The sequence below is a fragment of the Martinezella sp. CNPSo 3890 genome (assembly GCF_057784455.1).
This window is the reverse complement of record NZ_JBXSOR010000009.1, coordinates 16,311-35,747: the sequence shown is the minus strand read 5'-3', so window position 1 is coordinate 35,747 and position 19,437 is coordinate 16,311. Positions and strand designations below refer to the sequence as shown.

Genomic DNA, 19,437 nt, shown 5'->3' with positions numbered 1-19,437 from the left:
GAGTGCGTTTTTGTTTGATGTATAGTGGCAATCAATCATGAAAAGGAGAACACTAATGACATTCATGAAGGGGAATTTTCAGAAGTTTGCTACCGTTTGCATCCTTGCCCTGACAGCGGGCATGGCGCAGGCCGCCGACAAGCCGCTGGCCGGCATCACTCTCAATCTGGCATCCATGAACGACCAGTTTTCGGCCGTGCTGGCGCAGATCGCGCCCGAGTTCAAGGAAGCGACCGGCGCAGAGATCAAGGTCGACATCATGGATTACGGCTCTCTGCTGACGAAGACGACCGCCGATTTCGTGGGCCACACCGCCGGCTATGACCTGATCACCATGGACATCGTCTGGGCAGGGCAGTTCGCCGCCAATGGCTATACGATTGATCTCAACGACCTGATGAAGCGCGATGCCAAGGAGCTCGATACCGCCGATATCTATCCCAAGCTCATGGAAGCGCTCGGCAACTACAAAGGCAAGCAGGTCGCCTATCCCTTTGCCGGCTATGCCAACGTTCTCGCCTATCGCAAGGATCTCTTCGATGCCGCCGGCCTGAAGGCGCCGGAAACGATGGAAGATCTGGTTGCCGCCGCCTATAAGCTGACCAACCCGGCCAAGAAGCAGTACGGCTTTGTCGCCAACGGCCAGAAAGGCCCGGCGGTCGCTCAGGACTGGATGCAATATAACGCCGAAATGGGCGGCGCCATCCTCGACAAGGACGGCAAGCCGGCGCTCAATTCCGAAGCCAATATCAAGAGCCTGACTGTTTATCGCGATCTCTTCAAGAAGGCAGCTCCTCCCGGCGCCGCCGATTATGACTGGGGCGGCCGCGAGGAAAGCTTCCGCCAAGGGATTGCCGCCACGATGCAGACTTGGTCTGTCGGCGCGCCCGGCTATTACGATCCGAAGACGTCGAAGGTGGTCGGCAAGGTCGATGTCGCGCTTGCTCCGCGCGGTAAGGGTTTACCGAAGATCTACGGAATCGGCGGCTGGGGCATGGCCATCAACGCCGATGCGAAGGACAAGCAGAAAGAAGCCGCCTGGACCTTCATCAAATGGGTCACCAGTCCGAAGATCCAGAAGGAGATGAATATGCTCGGTGCGGGCAGCTACATCCGCAAGAGCACGGTTACCGACAAGGAGCTGAACGCCAAGTATCCATTCCTGCCTGTCCTCAACGAAGTCTTCGAGAACGGCGACGGCGACTATCGCCCGCGCATTCCGGAGTATCCGGAAATCCAGGACATCCTGGGCACGGCAGTCAACTCCGTCCTCGTTGGTACGGTCGAGCCCAAGGCCGCGCTTGACGCGGCGCAGGAAGCAGCCGCCAAGCTGTTCTAAGAACAGGCCCGCTTCACGAAAGACCGTGATGCGGGCCTTTCATTTTCGAGGGCGCTGGTCGCGCGAGCTTCAGCGGTACGCTGAAAGCAAGATTCCGTTTGCGCGCCGGCCCATTTTCCTCTCAGATCGAAACGCGAAGCAAGCGGCCATTCGGTGATGACGAATTACGCGATGAACCTGACCAGCTCCGTTGAAAGCAAGGCGGCCACGGGCTTCTCGCCTGTCCCTTTTGCCACGCGGCGAAAATTGTTCCTGCTTGCCATGGCGCTCCCCGCCGTCGCCTATGTGATCGCGCTCGGCGTCTTCCCGCTCGTAAAAGGCATGTGGTACAGCCTATACGAATACAATCTGCTGAAACCGGCGCGGACGCATTTCGTCGGCATCGACAATTACTTCAACCTGCTGGCAGACGCCGATTTTCGCGGCGCCATCGCCAATACGGTGATCTTCACCGTCTTTTCCGTCGCCATCGAACTCATCTTCGGCTTTGTCATCGCGCTGGCGCTCTGGCGCGACGACCGGTTTAATCGCGTCTGCCTGACATTGATCCTTGTTCCCGTCACCATCACGCCGCTGGTCGTCGGCCTCATCTTCAAGGGCCTGCTGCTCGCCGACTACGGCATGGTCGGCTATTATCTTGCCCAATGGGGCATTACCGATCCGCGCGGCCTTTTCGCCACGCCGTCGACCGCGCTGGCCACGCTCATCTTCATCGACATATGGGAATGGACGCCGCTCGTCGCGCTCATTCTGCTGGCCGGCCTAAAGGCGCTACCCGGCGACCTCCTCGAAGCCGCCGCCGTCGACGGCGCAACCGCCTGGCGCACTTTCCGCTCCATTACCCTGCCGCTCATGCTCCCAGCCGTCATGCTGGCACTGACGCTACGCACCATCGACGCCTTCCGCGTCTTTGACAGCGTGTTCGTGACGACCGGTGGCGGACCGGGCAATTCCACCAACACACTCATGGTCTATGCGGTGAAGGAGGGCCTGAGCTTCTTCAACATCGGCAAGGCGTCGGCGATTTCCAACATCGCGCTTCTCTGCGTAGCGATTATCGCCGCCTGCTTCATCCTCATGATCCGCCATTTCGACAAGAAGGCCAACGGCCGATGACGCGACGCCCCATAGTCTTTGATACGGCACGGCGCGGCTTCCTGCTGCTGACCCTCGCCTTCTTCCTGCTGCCCTTCCTGTGGCTCGCCATGACCGCCTATAAGCCGTCGAACGCGATCTTCTCCATTCCGCCACGTCTCTTCTTCACGCCGACGCTGGACCAGTTCCGCAATGCGCTGCGCATCTTCGATGTGGGCAGTCTCATCACTTCCAGCCTCTTGATTGCAGGCGGCTCGATGCTGCTTTCGCTGATACTCGGCGTTCCGGCCGGCTATGCGCTCGCCCGCTCGAGACATCCTGCCGCCATGGGCGTTGCTTATTTCTTCATGACGATCCGCATGGTCCCCGCTGTCGCGGCGCTTATCCCGTTCTATCTGCTGATGCGCGATATCGGCCTTATCGGCAGCTGGTTCAGCGTCGTCCTCATCAATTGCGTGCTTAACACCGCCTTCGTGAGCTGGATGATGTTTTCCTATTTCCGCGGCCTGCCGAAGGAGCTGGAAGAAGCGGCGCTGACGGATGGCTGCGGGCAGTTCGGCGCCTTCTGGAAAGTATCTTTGCCTGCGGTGCGTTCCGGCATCATCGCCTCGGCGCTTTTCTGCGTGCTCTTCTCGTGGAACGACTTCCTCTTCGCCATGTTCCTGACGCGGCTCGATTCCAAGCCGATCTCGGTGGCCTTGCTTTCGGCCTACGGCACAAAGGATATCACCTGGGGGACGCTGGGAGCGCTGGCGCATTTCTCGACCGTGCCAATCGTGCTCATCGTCCTCGTCCTCAACCGCTATTTCGTGCAGGGACTGACCAAAGGCATCAACTGAGCGGACAAACCCCGACGATTAAAAAGCATGCCCTCGCGGGGCGCCTTTTGGCATTTCGAGCAAGACAAACAAAACGTGCGGAGCGCTTCATGTGATTTCGGTTTCAACGGAAACGCTCCCAGCGAGCACCTTTCTCAAGCCGCTTTCGAAGCCAGATAATTCTTCCAGCCGGCATGCGCGGTAATGTCGATCGCGCCGCTTAGCGCCACGGTCTCGCAAAGGAATCCGGACACCTGACGACCGCTCTCAAGCGCGACCTTACCGATCCCCAGCGGTTGCGGAATGCGCTCGACGAAATCGGCGAAGCCTGCAAGCGGCAGTGACCAGATCTCGACCTCGATGCCCGGCCCCTTGGCGTTCGGATCGCGAACGAGACCGGGCTTAGCCGGTGTCGTGCCGGTGAGCGCATAAAGCCGATAATCGCCTGTCGTGCGGGTATGGCCACGGAATACGCCGCCGCGCTCCGTCAGTTCATGATTGAGCGGCATGCCGGACAGATGTGCGCCTACAACGGCAATCTCGCGGTGACCGGCCGGAATTTCCGTTGGTACGCCATAGGTCGGATAGGGATTGAGGTTCATGCCGAGCCCGATGCCAGCGCGACGATGGAATTCGGCCGCGATCGCCGCCGCTTTCGCTTCAGCCATGCCGGGAGCGAGGAAGGTGACGCCCGAGGGCAACCCGTCGGCGCGGAAACCGTTCGGCACGGCGATCCCGCAAAGGCCCATCAGATTGACAAAATTGGTATAGATACCGAGGCGCGCGTTGAGCGCGATCGGATCGGCGAGAATCTCGCTTTTGCGATAGATCGTCGGCGTCGTCGGCACCAGAAGCACTTCGATGTCGTCCCAGATCGGGCGTGTCGCGCATTTCAACTCGGCGATGCGGTGAATGGCGCGGAACGTATCAACGGATGAATATTGCCCGCTGTTTTCGAGAATCTTCTTTGTCACCGGATGGATCGCGTCGCCATGCTGGGCCAGCACCTTATCGAGGCTGAGCGCACGCTCCGAAATCCACGGGCCTTCGTAGAGAATACGCTGGGTTTCCTCGAATGCGGCGAAATCGACCTCGACCGCCACGCCACCCATGGCATCCAGCCGCTTGACGGCTTCCTGGAACAGCCGCTCCGCCTCGCTATCGCCGAAGAAGCGAAGCGCCGCGCCGGCAGGAATGCCGAAGCGGAACTTCGGCGGGGCCGGCCGCATGTCGAGCGCGACATGATCGGCCTCGGGCTTAGAAAAGGGATAGGTCGGATCGTAGCCGGTGATGACGCGCATGACCGCCATGCCATCCTCCACCGTCAGCGCGAAGACGGACACGGTCTCGATCGTCTTCACGCAGCCGCCGCCCGATACGCAGGCATTGCTGACAATGCCCGGCGTCGGCTTGATCCCGACGATATTGTTGAAGCCCGCCGGCACGCGGCCGGAGCCGGCGGCGTCATTGGCGATCGAGAAGCTGGAAAGCCCTGCCGCCACGGAAACACCAGAACCGGAACTGGAACCACCGGAAATATAATCATCGTTGAACACCGACGAACACGCACCATACGGCGTGCGCATGCCGACAAGGCCGATGCCGAACTGGTCCATGTTGGTCTTGCCGATCAGGATCGCGCCATTGTCGAAAAGGCGAGTCACGGCCTGACCGGTGCTTTCGGCTATATAGGTCCCCTCTTTCAGCGCATTCGTCGTCGGCAGGCCGATAACGTCGTTGCAATCCTTGATCGAAAAAGGAATCCCCCAGAGAGGACGGCCGTCATAGCCGGCATTCTCCAATTCCTCTGCCGCTCTCAGTGCGTCGGCGCGGGAGACAAGATAGATCCATACATGGTCGTCACCCCGCGCCTCGATCCGGTCATAGATGGCGTTGACGACCGTGGAAGGCTTGAGTTGACCGGACGCATAGGCAGCTGTCAGCGTATGGAAGTCGAGGCTGCCGGTCTCGGCCGGCCAGTGAAAATCAGACATGTCGATCCTCTTCAGGTCGGGATGGGCGCCCTCAGCGCCGAGAGCAGTTGATCCGAGCACGTCACGGTGCCAAAAAGCCCGTTGCCGAAGACGGTGATGCGCAATTGCCCGGCATGACGTGCATCCGTCGTTCCCTTGCACGCATCGGAAACGGCGATGCATTCGAAGCCCATGTCATTGGCAGCACGTTGGGTCGCGTGCAGCAGGCCCTCGGTTGGAACACCCGCCAGCACCAGATTGCGGATGCCGCGCCGCCGCAACCAGGCTTCGAGCCCAGTCGAATAGAAGGCATTGTCGCCCGGATGGTCGAAGATCAAAGCCTCCACCTGCAGGCCGAGCATGTCGGAAAGCTGCCATTCCGACGTCCCGGGCGCAAAGATGGGATCGCCCATGGCGGCGCGCCGGGCAGCAGCCGGGGAAAGCGTCTCGCTGCGGCCGCGCCGGCTCGCAATCACCGGCAGGCCGGCTTCCCGGGCGCATGCGATCAGCTTTGCCGCAACAGCAGCCTCCGGCTCCGCACCGAGTGCGGCGATCGTACCGTTCTGGAACCCCAGGATGAGAAGCGCGCTGTCGGCAGCGCTCCATTGCCCGTCGAAGGGCCAGGAATACGGGGCGGCGGCAACGCCGGGGAAGTTGTCAGCCATGAAGCGCCTCCACGGCGGCGCGGAAGCTCGCGAGATCGGACACTGTCCCCCAGCGGCCGCCGAAGGCTTTCAAGATATCCATCGTCGCTTCGTGATTGGCCGTTTCGACCGCTGCCGTGCAGTCTTCGAGAATGACGCATTCATAACCGCGCTCGAAGCCGTCTCTGAAGGTCGATTGCACACAGCAATCGGAGGTGACGCCGATGACGATGAGATGGGTGATGCCTAGAGCCGTCAGCCGCGCATCGAAATCGGTCGCGTGGAAACCCGACTTGCCCGGCTTGTCGATCACCATTTCGCCAGCGAGCGGCGCAAGCTCGGGAACGATTTCGAAGCCGGGTTCGCCGCGCACGAGGATGCGCCCGGAAGCACCTTCATCGCCGATGCCGAGCCCATGGATGCGGGTGCGCCATTGCTTGTTGGCCGGTAGATCCGACAGGTCCGGCTTATGGCCCTCTCGGGTGTGGAAGACGGCTAGGCCCGCGGCCCGCGCGATTGTCAGGGCCTCGGCAACGGCCGGGATGATGGAGCGCGTATTGTTGACATCCTCGCCCAACTGATCGACCCACCCGCCCGGCGCGCAGAAATCGACCTGCATGTCAATCACGACGAGCGCCGCCTTTGCGGCGCGTTCAGGCGGATTACAGGGCCAGAAATTCATCATGCGCGAAGCCTCCGCTCCTCAACCAGGTCGAGGATCGCCGCGAAGTCGGTGAAATCCGCGCCATAGCGCAGCACCGGCATGCCCGCCGCCCGCGCCGAGGCCGCGCCCACGACGCTATCCTCGACGGCCAGCATGTGCGAAGCATCAAGGCCAAGACGCCCGCTGGCAAGCCGATAGGGCTCGGGATCGGGCTTGCCGTGCACTACATCCTCGCGCCCGATCGCAAAGGCCATCGCGCGGTCGAGCCCCATAGCCTTAAGATTGGCCTCGACGATGCGGCGAGACGAATTGGAAACCGCGCATTGAACAAGCCCGGACTCGGCTAGCGCAAGCACCGTCTCCCGCGCGCCAGCAATCGGTTGCAATTCGGCGGTCCGCTCAATATAGGCTTCGACAATCTCGGCGATCCAAGTCTCCGGGCCAAGTCCCAGCGGATAGAGCGGTGCGAGCGTCGTCCAGACATCGCTCATCGCCACCCCGATGAAACGCGTATCATCGGCAGCAATGTTGACGCCATAGCGCTCCGAAACGGCCATTAGCGCCTTGTGGTGAACCGGTTCGCTGTCGATCAGCGTCCCGTCGACATCCCAGGCGATTGCCTTGATCATGGCTAGTCTCCACGCGCGAAGAAGGGTTTCAGCGACCGGTAGAGATCGCGGTAGTCGGCATAGATCCGGTCGCCGGCGGCGACACCTTCGGGCGAAGGCTGCAGCACCGCGCCAAAACGCACGGAGGCCGCGACATCCCCCCATGCCGCCACGCCTGATCCGGCCGCCGTCACCCAGGCCGCACCAATCGACGAGCCGAAGGCATCCGACAAGACATGGATCGGCTGGCCGCAGATATCGGCGACGATCTGCATCCAGATACGGCTTCGGCTTCCCCCGTCGGAGGCGATCAGCCGTGTTGCCGGGCGCCCCGTTTCCGAAAGAACATCGAGATGATGGCGGAAGCCGCAGGCAATCGCCTCCAACGCCGCGCGCCATATATGGCCGCGCGTATGACCGAGACTGAGGCCGGTGAACGTACCGCGCGCCAGCGGGTCATGAATCGGCGTCTTCTCGCCGAGAAAATAAGGCAGTGCACGCACGCCGTCCGCGCCGGCAGGCGCGGCCGCCGCTTCCTGGTCGAGCTGCTTTAAAACATCGTCACCTTCCGAGCCACCGATGAGGGCGGCAAGCCATCTGAGAAGCGAGCCGGAGGAGGCCATGCAGCCGTTCGGCGCATAAAGGCCGGGGACGAGATGGTAATCCAGAAAAAGTTGACGATCTGGCTCCGGCCTGCCGGCAATGGCGATGATATCGCCTGCCCCACCAAATTTGAGGAGGACATCGCCGGCCTGCGTCAGGCCAGCCGCTAGCGCGGAGGCGATATGGTCGGCGGCTCCGCCGAAGACGGGCAGGCCTTCCGGCAGGCCGGTCAGTTGCGCCGCGTCTGCCGTCACCGCGCCGATGACCTCATGCGATGCGACGAGCTCCGGCAGGGCGCCGGGGCGAAGTCCCGACAGCACCACGAGGTCGTCCGCAATCCGGTGATCGTCAAGATCGATGAATCCCGCTTCGAGCGCCCAGTTGCGCTCGACCGTCAGGCGCCCGGTCAGGTGCATGTTGATGAAATCATAGGAGCCGAGGACATGGGCGATCCGGCCATAGACATCCGGCTCATGCGCCTTGAGCCATTGCAGTTTCGGGGCGACCAATTGCTGGGTCAGGCCCTGGCCGGTGCGGCTGAGGAAGCGCGCCTCGTCCAACGCCGCTTTCATGGCTTCGACTTCCGCCCCGCAACGCGCATCGCTCTGCTGGATGCTCGCACGCAGGACGCGGCGCTGGCGATCGAGCAGCACCACAGCCGGCAACATTCCGGTGACGCAGACGCCGGCGAGTTCGCATCCCTCAGGCAAGCGCGTGATCATGTCCCGCACCACGACCTGCGTGTTCGCCCACCATTGCCCAGGGTCGGCCTCGGCAAAACCGGGATGCGGCGAGGACAAATGCGAGGGGCGCGAGGCCGAGGCCAACGGTTTTCCGGTTTCCGACATCGCTACCGCGATCGTCGAGGTCGTCCCGATATCGATGCCGATGAACACGGGCATGGCGAAAGAACCTTTCAGTCGCGGATCGCGTTTTCAGTCGCTGCGTCGAAGAAATGCAGTTCTGCCGGGTTGACCGACAGGGCGATCGTCTCGCCAACGCGAAGCGGAAGTGTTGCCGGCACGGAGGCACGCAATCGAGGGCCGGAAAGCGAAACTTCGTCTGCCTCCGCCGTCACCTCCTCCAGCTTGCCGGCCCCGCCAATCTCGAGATGGATAAGTTTCGTGGCGCCGAAATCCTCCATGAAGGCAACCGTTCCTTCCATGCGCCCGAAACTCGGATCAACAGCATCCGCGGTGCTCAACGCCTCGGCCCGAACGCCGACAATGATCTCCTTGCCGACATGACGCGCAAGCGCCGGACGCGCGGCAATGACAGGCTCTGGCACCGGCAGAGTGAACCCTCCGGCGGCAGCAGCCAGACCGCCCTCACTGCCCGCCAGCGTGGCTTTCAGGAAGTTCATCGACGGCGTGCCGATGAAACCGGCAACGAAGAGATTGGCGGGCGTGTCGTAAAGCGCGCGCGGCGTGCCGAGCTGCTGCAAAACGCCGGCGCGCATCACGGCGACGCGGTCACCCATGGTCATCGCCTCGATCTGGTCATGCGTGACATAGACGGTGGTAATGCCGCTCAACTTCTGCAGCCGGGCGATTTCGGCCCGCATCTGGCCGCGCAGCCGTGCGTCGAGATTGCTCAAAGGTTCGTCCATCAGAAACGCCTTGGGCGCGCGCACCAGCGCCCGGCCCATCGCCACGCGCTGTCGCTGACCGCCGGAAAGCTGCCCGGGCTTGCGGCCGAGATAGGCGTCGAGTTCGAGAAGCTTGGCCGTTTCCCTGACCTTGCGATCGATTTCCGTCTTGTCGACGCCGCGCACGGAAAGGCCGAAGCCGATATTCTCGGCAACGGTCATATGCGGATAAAGCGCGTAGGATTGAAAGACCATCGCGATGTCGCGGTCACGGGGCGCAAGGCCGTTGGCGAGCGTATCGCCAACCAACAGGCGACCCGAAGTGATATCCTCGAGACCCGCAATCATTCGCAGCGCGGTCGACTTACCACAGCCGCTTGGGCCGACTAGAACCAGAAACTCACCATCCTCGATGGTGAGATCGAGGTGCTGGATTGCCGCATATCCGTCCGGATAACGCTTTTCCACTCCCTCAAAGACGATGGATGCCATGCTCTCTCCGATATGATGCGGCTTGGGCGGTCGGCTGGCCTGTCAGGTCATATAGACGCCGCCGGTGACATTGACGCCCTGACCGGTCATGAAACGGGCGGAATTCGAGCAGAGGAAAACGACGACATCGGCGACATCTTCGGGTGTTTCCAGCCGCCCGAGCGGCGTCTGGGCGATATAGTCTTCAACGACGCGCTCGGGGCTGACGCCGCGCAATTTGGCTTCCCAATCGATCTCGCGCTCCTGCATGCCGGTCTTGACGAAGCCCGGGCAGACGGCATTGACGCGGATGCCTTTCGAGGCCAGTTCGCGGGCAAGCGCCTGTGTCCAGCCGAGAACGGCGAACTTGCTGGCAGAGTAATGCGCCAGAAGCGGCGCGCCGACCTTCGCGGCAAGCGAGGCCGTGTTGACAATCACACCCTGGCCCTGCGACACGAAGCGGCGCGCAGCGATCTGGTTCGTCAGGAAGATGCCGCGCGTGTTGACGTCGAAGTTGAAGTCCCACTCCTCGTCGGTGATCTCCAGCGCATGCTGCATCGTAGAGACCCCGGCATTGGCAATCAGTATATCGTAGCCGCCCATGAGATCCGCGGCTCGTTCGAACGTCTTTTCCACGGAGGAACGCGAACGAACATCAATCTCCAGCGCATGGCCGGCAATCGATTGTGCGACTGTGTTCGCCGCCTCCAGATTGATGTCGCAAATGGTGATCTTGACACCCTGTTTTGCCAGCGCCTGCGCGATTGCACGGCCTATTCCATTGCCGCCGCCGGTAACGATCGCCTTCAAACCGTCGAGTTCCGCAAACTTCGGATGTCCCACGAGCCATATCTCCGACCAAAACAACACCGCGATCATATAACAACAAAAACTTACAAATCAATCGAAATTTATGTTTGAATTTGTTCGCTTTCTGAGCTAAGCACTGGTTATGTAATGGGAAGGCTGAGCTTCGGTAGCATGCGAACGCAAACACCCGCTCAGCTTATCTAAATGAAAGACAGACCAATGATCACAGGCCATGACGCCGAAACGCTGACCGTCGAAAAAACGAAAGTTCTCGCGCGCACGCGCCGTTCCTTCATTTTGGATGCGCTGGCCGAAACGGGCGCCGTATCCGTAACGGAAATTGCCGCACAGCTCGGCGTGTCTGAAATGACCGTGCGGCGCGACCTGACGGAACTGGAGAAGGAAGGACGGCTTGCCCGCACCCATGGCGGAGCAGTCAGCACCGACCTTACCACAATTGTCGAACCCGGCCTTTCAGCAACCACCTCGCGCCTCAACGAGCCGACCTTTCAGGCTCGCCTTGCCAAGAACGCATTGCCGAAACGGCTGATTGCGGAAGCGGCAGCGCGGGTCGCCTCAGGACTTCGCACCATCGCGCTGGATGTCGGCACGACAACATTCCTGCTTGCCCGGTTGCTCGCCGGCCAGCAGCATGTAAAGTTTTTCACCAACAGCGTGCGCAACGCCACCCAGCTTGGGGAAGGCCTGGCGGAAGTCTACTTGCCTGGCGGACGCATGAGAAACGATGAATTGTCGATCTCCAATGCAACGGCGATTTCCCAGTTCGAAGCACTTTGGTTCGACATCGCCTTTGTCGGCGTTTCCGGACTGACGTCAGACGGTATTTATGATTATTCCTTCGATGATACGGAGATGAAGCGCGTCTATCTCCGCCGCTCGACGAAGAAGGTCGTTCTCTGCGACGCATCGAAATTCGATTGCATGTCGCTCGTTCATATCGCCCCGCTGTCACAATTCGACATGCTGATCACCAATGCATCGCCGCCGCCAGAACTGGCAAAAGCGCTTGAAGCCGCCAGGGTTGAAGTGATGGTCGCCGGCGCATCCTCCTGAAGCATCCGGTTTGTGAAACCCGCTTTCCCTAACGCCCAATTTCGGAGCTTTCGATGGTTTTTGAATTTTTTGGTGACAAGAAGAAGGTCATCATTGCCATGGCGCATATCGGCGCATTGCCCGGTTCGCCGAATTATGATCCGAAAGGCGGCGTCTCGAAACTCATCGACGACGTGATGGAAGATATTCGCGCGCTGCAGGAAGGCGGCGTCGATGCCATCATGTTTGGCAACGAGAATGACAGGCCTTACGAGTTGAAGGCACCGCCGGAGGGTATCGCTGCAATGACGGCGATCGTCCAGGCTGCGAAGGCGGAACTCAAGATTCCCTTCGGCGTCAATTATCTCTGGGATCCGACGGCAAGCGTCGCCATCGGTGCCGCCACCGGCGCAAGCTTCGTGCGCGAGATCTTCACCGGCGTCTTCGCCTCCGACATGGGTATCTGGGCCCCGGATTGCGCGACGCCGGCGCGGCTGCGCGCCAAGCTCGGCCGCACCGACATGAAGATGCTGTTCAACATCAATGCCGAATTCGCCCATTCGCTCGACCAGCGCCCGATCGAACTGCGCGCAAAGAGCGCGGTCTTCTCATCGCTGGCCGACGCCATCCTTGTGTCCGGTCCGCTGACCGGGCAGCCGGTCGATCAGTCCGGCTTGCGCAAGGTCTGCGAAGCCGTGAGGGATGTTCCCGTTTTCGCCAATACAGGCGTCAACAAGGACAATGTCACCGACATCCTCTCCTGCGCCAGCGGCGTCGTCATCGGCACGCATTTCAAATATGAGGGCAATACTTGGAACAAGGTCGAGCCCGCCCGCGTCAAGCGCTTCATGGACATCGTCAGCGCTATTCGCTGACGATGAGCGTTGGTGCATGGATCAAATTCCAATGGTTTGCCGATAGGCGGGCGGGATCGCCAACGGACGCCATGATTTTCGTCCATGCCCTACAAACACCATTCCGCCCGCCGTCACCATATTGGCAAGATGAAATTCAAGTTGACCAATTGGTCGGAATAAGAGGCCGATCCACGCCGGCGCGGCAGCCTGACGCTTTGGATGACGCCAGCGGCGCTGTCATCCCGGCCGGCGCCGAAGAGAACAATGCGTGGCGGCCAGCCACGCTACTCGTGCCTGCCGATTGAGACTGCCCTGACCTTGGCCCTCGTATTCAGCTTGCGGCTGCGCCAGATGGAAGGTTCGCTGACTTCGGTGCTGCAATTGACGGGGCTAGATCTCGCCGTTCCCCATCATGCCACGCTGAGCCGGAGGGCAAGTTTGTGGCGATCGTCTGATCGGCGGCAAAGCCGAGCGGTTTCGAGAAATGAGCCCGTTCACGTCCTCATTGACAGCACCGGGGCCGAGGTCTACGGCGCTGGCCAGTGGCTGGAGGAAAAGCACGACACCAACTCCCGACGGACCTGGCGCAAACTGCACCTTGCACTGGATGCCGACAGCGGCGAGATCATCGCCCACGTCATGACCGACCAAGACACCGGCAACGGCTCGCAAGTCGAACCGCTGCTCGGCCAAATCGACACTCCGATCCGCCAAATCACGCCCGATGGTGCCTATGGTGGGAAGCCGACCTACAACGACGTCATCAAGCACGGCGCCGATGCTGTCGTCGTCATTCCGCCGCGCAACAATGCGATCAACTGCTCCGATACAGAAACCGCCAGTCAACGAGACCGGCACATCGCGGCGATCAACACGGGCGGACGGATGAAATGGCAAGCTGCGACCTGCCACGGCAAGCGTTCGCTGGTTGAGACCGCGATTGTCGGGCATCGACTGCGGCCACGATCCTTCCGCACGCAGCAGACGGAAGTCGCCATTGGCTGCACCGTGCTTAACCGGATGCTGGCATCCGAACGCCCGAAATCTGTCCGGTGCAAGCCGCCTACGACATAGCCACGGGATCATGGACTGGAATCCGGCCACTCCTTGAGCCATGCACCAACGCCATGTGTCGGAGCAAAAATATTTCCAGCGACCCATCCAAGCGGAATGACCTGTCTTTCTCTTAATGGTCGGAGGGCATAGAAATCTCCCTCGCTGCACTCGCATGTCAGCGCGCTGTTTCGAGAAGGCCCCGTAGCAATTCCATGAAAGCCTCCATTTCAGATCACATTCTTGCGTCTGCCGGCGCGCTTTTCTATCGAGAGGGTATCCGCGCTGTGGGCATCGATCGCATCATCGATGAGACCAAGGTCGCCAAGGCAACGCTCTACCGGCATTTTCCATCCAAGGATCATCTCGTCGCGGCCTATCTTAAGGATCGCCATGAGCGGGTAATCCGCTCTTTGGACGCCGTCTTCGCCGAGGCAGCAAATCCGCGAGATCAGCTCAACCTGATCTTCGAGCGTCTGCATGAAAAAGCAGATAGCCCTGAATTTCGAGGGTGCGCATTTGCGCTTGCGGTCGCCGAGCATGGCGATTCAGAACGCGTCGCTGCTGTCGCGCGCAACCACAAAGCAACGGTGAGGCATTTGTTTGCCTCGCTCATGGCGAGAGCAGGCGTAGAAGCAATCCAGCCGGCTGCCCATCTTTGCTTTCTCTACGAAGGAGCACTCGCGACAGTCGCCGTCGGCCGCGATCCCCAGGCTGTTCTGACCGCCAGAGACTGCGCGCTTTTTGTATTTGACGTCGCGGTTTCTTCGATCAAAAAGGCTGAAAAGGCACAGCATGACAAAGGTAATTGACTATTTCTTCGGCATCGGCTCGCCCTGGTCCTTCATCGGCCTCGATGCGTTTACAGATCTTGCGCAAGCGCACGACATGTTGATCCGCCCGCACGTCATTTCCGTAATCGAAGAGAACGGCGGTATCTATTCCCGCAACAGGCCCGAGGTTCGGCGCGCCTACTGGATGAAAGACCTGAAACGCTGGGCGGCTTTGCGCGGCAAGACGCTCAATTTCGAAAATCGCGCCGCCCTTTCGGACCCGACTCCCGCGGGTTTCATGGTCATTGCGGCCATCGCGGATCGTTTGGATTGGCTAAAACTAACCCGCGCGCTACAGACGGCATTCTGGGCCGAAGCGGCGGATATCGGCCGGAGCGAGGTGCGTCAGGCGATCGCCAGTTCCGTCGGCTTCAACGGTGCGAAGCTGGAAGAACGCGCGAAGACCGAGGCCATCCAGTCGATCTGGCGATCCAACATCGAGATGGCCAAAGCCGCCGGCGTCTTCGGTCTTCCGACGTTTCGCTACGAAAATGAGCTCTACTGGGGGCAGGATAGCCTGCCCTTCCTTGAGCGCCACCTGAATGGCGAGAAGATCGCCGTCTGACGGCGCGTCTGTGAGACTTGGTACCGGCCAACCCGCATCGATGCCTGATCGTGACGGCATAGCGCGATTCCGGCTGTCACGGTCAGCACGGAAAAGGACGTGAAAGATGGGCATCCTATCCCCGAGCTATCGGTCCAATTACAGGCAAGATTCGATAACCGCTCATCGACCTCGCACGCGTTGCGTGACCAGCATGGCCGCGGCGAATCCATCCCACGCCGGCGATCCGAGGGCATCATGAACCCCGGCAAGATCCTGCCTGGGTGAGGATTGCCGATCTTTCCACCCTTGTTCACGGGAGACGCTGCGATGGACGGCTTCAAACCCCACAGCTCTCATTGGGGCGCATTCTACGGACGGTACCGGGGCGACGTCCTCGAAATCCGTCCCCATCCCGCCGACCCGCATCCATCGCCCCTGCTCGGCAACCTGTCCGCAATCGCTCATAGCCCCGCCCGCATCCGGCGCCCGGCCGTCAGGCGCGGCTGGCTTGAAGGCCGGCCTGATAATGCCGGAAAACGTGGGAGCGACGGATATGTCGAGGTCAGCTGGCCGGAAGCGCTCGATCTTGTCGCCAACGAGCTTCGCCGTGTTCACGCCGAAGCCGGACCGCAGGCCATTTTCGGCGGCTCGTACGGCTGGTCCAGCGCAGGGCGGTTTCATCATGCGCAAAGCCAGATCCACCGCTTCCTCAACGTGCTCGGCGGATATGTCAGATCGGTCAATACCTACAGTTCGGGCGCGGCGATGGTCATCATTCCGCATGTGCTCGGTCCTTACGATACCTTCGACCGAAAGAGCGTTACCTGGGAAGCGATAGAGCGCAGCAGCGAGCTGATCGTCGCCTTCGGCGGCATGGCGGTGAAGAATACCGATGTCCACGGCGGCGGCATCAGCCGGCACGTCGTACGCCCGACGCTGAGCAGCGCCCGTGCGCGCGGCGCGCGTTTCGTCCTCATCAGCCCGCTCAAGGATGACATTGCAGGTGATCTCGAGGCCGAATGGCTGCCGGTCATCCCGGGAACGGATGTCGCGCTCATGCTGGCGATCGCCTTCGTGCTCATCAGCGAGGGACGGCACGATCGGGAATTTCTCGACCGCTATACGACAGGCTATCCACGCCTTGAGGCCTATCTGCTGGGACGCGAGGATGGCATCGAGAAGAGCCCGCAATGGGCAGCCGGCATCTGCGGTATCGCCGCCGAGACGATCGTGGATTTGGCGCGCAGCATGGCGAATGCCCGAACGCTGATCACCGTCAGCCATTCGCTGCAGCGCGCCGATTACGGCGAGCAGCCGGTCTGGATGGGGATCGTACTGGCGGCCATGCTCGGCCAGATCGGCCTGGATGGCGGCGGCTTTTCCTATTCGCTTGGTGCGCTCGGCAATATCGGCAAAAGCCAGCTTGCCGTGCCCCTGCCGACGCTCAAGCAGTTTCACAATCCAGTGCCGGATTTCATTCCCGTCGCACGGATCGCCGACATGCTTCTGAACCCGGGCGAACCGTTCCATTACAATGGTCAGGCCCTGCATTATCCTGACATCCGCCTCGTCTATTGGGCCGGCGGCAATCCGTTCCACCACCATCAGGATCTCAACAGGCTTCGCCAGGCGTTCAAGAAGCCGGAGACGATTATCGTGCACGAGACGGCCTGGACGTCGTCTGCACGCCACGCCGATATCGTCCTGCCCGCAACCACGACGCTCGAGCGCGACGATATCGGTGCGGCCGACCGCGATCCGATGATGATCGCGATGAAGAAGCTGATTGAACCGGTCGGCGAAGCACGCTCCGACTACGAGATATTCGCTGATATTGCAGAGCGCCTCGGCAAGCGCGCTGAATTCACCGAAAACCGGTCAAGCCGTGAGTGGCTCGCTTTCCTCTTCGAGACCACGCGAACAGCCCTCGTCGCCGCCGGTCATCCGGCGCCGGACTTCGAAACGTTCTGGGAAAAGGGAGAGCTGCTGCTACCGGTAAGACCCGACGACGGCGGGCCTGCGCGCGCATTCCGGGCCGATCCGAACGCCCATCCGTTGCCGACGCCATCGGGCAAGATCGAAATTTTCTCCGAAACAATCGATAGCTTTGGTTATGACGATTGCCGCGGCCATCCACGTTGGTATGGACCGGACCCGAAGACGGAGGCGGCGGAAGGTCCCTATCCTCTTTATCTCGTCTGCAACCAGCCCCACTCGCGCCTTCACAGCCAGCTGGACTATGGTGACTTCAGCCGTTCCACCAAGATCGGCGGCCGGGAACCGCTGCGCATCCACCCTGCCGATGCCGCAGAGCGTGGCATTTCGGACCGCGATATCGTCAGGCTGTTCAACGCCCGCGGCAGTTGCCTCGCCGCCGCTGTCATCAGTAGGGATGTAAGACCGGGTGTCATGCAGCTTGCCACCGGCGCATGGTTCGAGCCCGATAACGCTGAAGCTGCGATGGCCATGTGCGTTCATGGAAATCCGAACATCCTCACCCGTGACGCCGGCACATCGCAGCTTTCCCAAGGCTCGACGGGCCAGCTGACGAAGGTCGATGTCGAGCGCTTTACCGGTGAACCGCCGCCCGTACGCATTCTCGATGGAATGACGTTTATCGTCGGATAGACCGTCGTCACGCAATCCCGCTCGCCCGGCACTCGACCGGCGGAAATCCTGATCCTCGTGCTTCAGATCGCGCTGACAAAATAATCTACAAATTTGATGGAAAAAGAACAACCAGTCTTTCTCGAAACCGATCCGCTCACATAGGCTCCTGTTCGTCATTAGCCCGGCAACCAAACAGGACTGCTTCATGAACGACCGTTCTCCTCGCCTTCTTCTTTCCCGGCGTCGTCTGCTGACCGCCACCTCTGCGCTGGCATTTGCCGCCCTGGTCGCAACAGCGAATGTAACCCCGGCATTGGCTGAGGACGGCGCGCATGATGGCGGAGATGTCGTCTTCCTGATCGATTCGCTGGGCGACACCTGGATTCCCAACAACAGCGCGATCTCCAGCTTTCAGGGCCATATCTGGGGCCATGTCACCGACAAGCTTCTTTATGTCGATGCCGACGGCAAGGTAAGCCCGTGGATCGCCGAGCGCTGGGAGCAGAATGACAATGCGACGGAATTCACCCTGCATCTCAAGAGCGGCGTGACCTTCTCCGACGGGAGCCCGCTCGATGCAGCAGCCGTCGTTGCCAATCTCGACATCTGGTATGCCGGACGCAAGAGCGAGGGCATCAACCCGATCGGCCTGTTCCCCAAGACCTATGATCATGCCGAAGCCGTCGATGCGACGACCGTGAAGGTTTTCTTCAAGAAGCCGACCCTCGGCTTCATCCCGACACTCGGCTATCACGGCTCTATCCTCATCTCCCCGAAGACCATCGCCTCGCCGGCAAGCGCCCAAGCGGACCTGAGCAGGACCTCCGGCAGCGGCCCCTATGTCGTCGAATCCTGGAAGGAAGGCGACTACGTCAAGCTTGCCAAGCGCAAGGATTACAACTGGGGTCCTGCCGCGGTCGGCCAGACCGGTCCCGCCCATCTCGATACGATCACCTACAAGCTCGTCTCGGAACCGTCGCTGCGCGTCGCGGCCGTCCAGTCCGGGCAGGCCGACGTTGCCTACAACGCATCGCCGCAGGAGCTCGAGTCTCTCAAGTCGGAAGGCCTCACGGTAGCGACGCCTCGCTATCTCGGCTTCGTCAACGGCTGGGCGATCAACACCAAGCTTGCGCCCTATGACGACGTGAGGGTTCGCCAAGCACTTCAGGCTGGCATCAATCGCCAGGAGATCATCGACACGGTCTATACGCCCGACTGGAAGCTTGCGACGTCGTTCATCCAGAGCAACGTTCCGGGTGCGACCGACCAGAGCCCGCTGCTTGCCTACAATCCTGAAAAGGCAGAGAAGCTTCTCGACGAGGCAGGCTGGAAGAAGGGAATGGACGGCATTCGCGTCAAGGATGGCAAGCCGCTGTCGCTGACGTTGAATTCCAACCCCTACCTCGCGACATCGAAATCGATCGACGAACTGATTGCCCAGCAGCTCGGCAAGATCGGCTGGAAGGTCGATATCCGTGCCTATGACGTCGTCACCTTCGGGCAGAAGGTAAAGTATGGCGGCGCGGGCGTACCGGCATATGAGGTGACGCGCTCCTTCATCGACGCCGGCACCGTCGCCAGCATCCTGACGAATGCCAACAATGGCGAGAACTGGTTTGCGCTCGACGAGAGCGACAAGACCCTCAACGACTTGCGCGACAAGATCGCCGGCGCCGGCTCCATCGAAGCCCGCAAACCGCTGCTCGATGAGTTGCAGAGATACGTCCTCGACCAGGGTTATTTCATTCCGCGGACACAGATCGTCCAGCGCATCTATGTGCAGTCGCCTAAGCTCAAGGGAGCGGTCTACAACGGCGTCGCCTATGCCAGCTACTACACCGCCACGAAAAGCGAATAGTCCGGCCGTTCAA

17 protein-coding genes are annotated in these 19,437 nt (G+C 60.8%); 10 read left to right on the top strand and 7 right to left on the bottom strand.

The features are described 5' to 3' along the window. Positions 1-64 precede the first annotated feature (64 nt). The 3 genes from AC13RC_RS20460 (at position 65) to AC13RC_RS20450 (ending at position 3,273) form a co-directional block, all read left to right on the top strand. Complete coding sequence (locus AC13RC_RS20460; RefSeq protein ID WP_488558344.1) at positions 65-1,339, top strand: ABC transporter substrate-binding protein; 1,275 nt, start codon at positions 65-67, stop codon at positions 1,337-1,339. Between the two features lie 171 nt (positions 1,340-1,510). Continuing rightward, the gene (locus AC13RC_RS20455; protein WP_113352320.1) at positions 1,511-2,455 is read left to right on the top strand and encodes a carbohydrate ABC transporter permease; all 945 of its coding nucleotides are present in this window, start codon (positions 1,511-1,513) and stop codon (positions 2,453-2,455) included. Then, positions 2,452-3,273, top strand: a complete 822-nt coding sequence (locus AC13RC_RS20450) for a carbohydrate ABC transporter permease (protein ID WP_113352271.1) — start codon at positions 2,452-2,454, stop codon at positions 3,271-3,273. Before AC13RC_RS20455 ends, AC13RC_RS20450 begins: the two co-directional genes overlap by 4 nt. Positions 3,274-3,407: 134 nt before the next feature. Here the strand turns inward: AC13RC_RS20450 and atzF are convergent, their stop codons facing one another. From atzF to AC13RC_RS20415, 7 genes are read right to left on the bottom strand one after another with little or no spacing between them, the layout of a single operon-like run. Then, positions 3,408-5,246, bottom strand: coding sequence for an allophanate hydrolase (atzF, locus tag AC13RC_RS20445; RefSeq protein WP_113352272.1), 1,839 nt, complete (start codon positions 5,244-5,246; stop codon positions 3,408-3,410). A gap of 11 nt (positions 5,247-5,257) precedes the next feature. Next, on the bottom strand, positions 5,258-5,890 hold the full coding sequence (locus tag AC13RC_RS20440; RefSeq protein WP_113352273.1) for a cysteine hydrolase family protein: 633 nt from the start codon (positions 5,888-5,890) through the stop codon (positions 5,258-5,260). Continuing rightward, complete coding sequence (locus tag AC13RC_RS20435; RefSeq protein WP_113352274.1) at positions 5,883-6,554, bottom strand: cysteine hydrolase family protein; 672 nt, start codon at positions 6,552-6,554, stop codon at positions 5,883-5,885. Before AC13RC_RS20435 ends, AC13RC_RS20440 begins: the two co-directional genes overlap by 8 nt. Further along, positions 6,551-7,162: an HAD family hydrolase gene (locus AC13RC_RS20430; protein WP_113352275.1), complete on the bottom strand. Its 612-nt coding sequence runs from the start codon at positions 7,160-7,162 to the stop codon at positions 6,551-6,553. The genes AC13RC_RS20435 and AC13RC_RS20430 overlap by 4 nt, the downstream gene beginning before the upstream one ends. Positions 7,163-7,164: 2 nt before the next feature. Then, the gene (locus AC13RC_RS20425) at positions 7,165-8,646 is read right to left on the bottom strand and encodes an FGGY family carbohydrate kinase (RefSeq protein WP_113352276.1); all 1,482 of its coding nucleotides are present in this window, start codon (positions 8,644-8,646) and stop codon (positions 7,165-7,167) included. A gap of 14 nt (positions 8,647-8,660) precedes the next feature. Beyond that, positions 8,661-9,824 (bottom strand): ABC transporter ATP-binding protein, encoded by a 1,164-nt coding sequence (locus AC13RC_RS20420; protein ID WP_113352277.1) that lies wholly within the window; start codon positions 9,822-9,824, stop codon positions 8,661-8,663. Between the two features lie 42 nt (positions 9,825-9,866). Continuing rightward, entirely contained in the window at positions 9,867-10,682 is an 816-nt protein-coding gene (locus AC13RC_RS20415) for an SDR family NAD(P)-dependent oxidoreductase (protein WP_113352278.1), read from the bottom strand. Positions 10,683-10,832: 150 nt separating this feature from the next. On the opposite strand from AC13RC_RS20415, the gene AC13RC_RS20410 reads away from it, so the two are divergent. The 7 genes from AC13RC_RS20410 (at position 10,833) to AC13RC_RS20380 (ending at position 19,424) form a co-directional block, all read left to right on the top strand. Continuing rightward, positions 10,833-11,687: a DeoR/GlpR family DNA-binding transcription regulator gene (locus AC13RC_RS20410; protein WP_113352279.1), complete on the top strand. Its 855-nt coding sequence runs from the start codon at positions 10,833-10,835 to the stop codon at positions 11,685-11,687. A 53-nt stretch (positions 11,688-11,740) separates the two neighbouring features. Beyond that, positions 11,741-12,541: a BtpA/SgcQ family protein gene (locus tag AC13RC_RS20405; protein WP_113352280.1), complete on the top strand. Its 801-nt coding sequence runs from the start codon at positions 11,741-11,743 to the stop codon at positions 12,539-12,541. 189 nt (positions 12,542-12,730) lie between these two features. Then, positions 12,731-13,597, top strand: a complete 867-nt coding sequence (locus tag AC13RC_RS20400; RefSeq protein ID WP_488558343.1) for an IS5 family transposase — start codon at positions 12,731-12,733, stop codon at positions 13,595-13,597. Positions 13,598-13,791: 194 nt separating this feature from the next. Continuing rightward, complete coding sequence (locus AC13RC_RS20395) at positions 13,792-14,388, top strand: TetR/AcrR family transcriptional regulator (RefSeq protein ID WP_113352281.1); 597 nt, start codon at positions 13,792-13,794, stop codon at positions 14,386-14,388. After that, positions 14,372-14,974 carry a DsbA family protein gene (locus AC13RC_RS20390; protein WP_113352282.1) on the top strand — a complete coding sequence of 201 codons (603 nt, stop codon included), beginning with the start codon at positions 14,372-14,374 and terminating at the stop codon, positions 14,972-14,974. The genes AC13RC_RS20395 and AC13RC_RS20390 overlap by 17 nt, the downstream gene beginning before the upstream one ends. A gap of 309 nt (positions 14,975-15,283) precedes the next feature. Continuing rightward, on the top strand, positions 15,284-17,584 hold the full coding sequence (locus AC13RC_RS20385; RefSeq protein WP_113352283.1) for a molybdopterin guanine dinucleotide-containing S/N-oxide reductase: 2,301 nt from the start codon (positions 15,284-15,286) through the stop codon (positions 17,582-17,584). 187 nt (positions 17,585-17,771) lie between these two features. Then, entirely contained in the window at positions 17,772-19,424 is a 1,653-nt protein-coding gene (locus AC13RC_RS20380) for an ABC transporter substrate-binding protein (RefSeq protein WP_488558280.1), read from the top strand. Positions 19,425-19,437 lie beyond the last annotated feature (13 nt).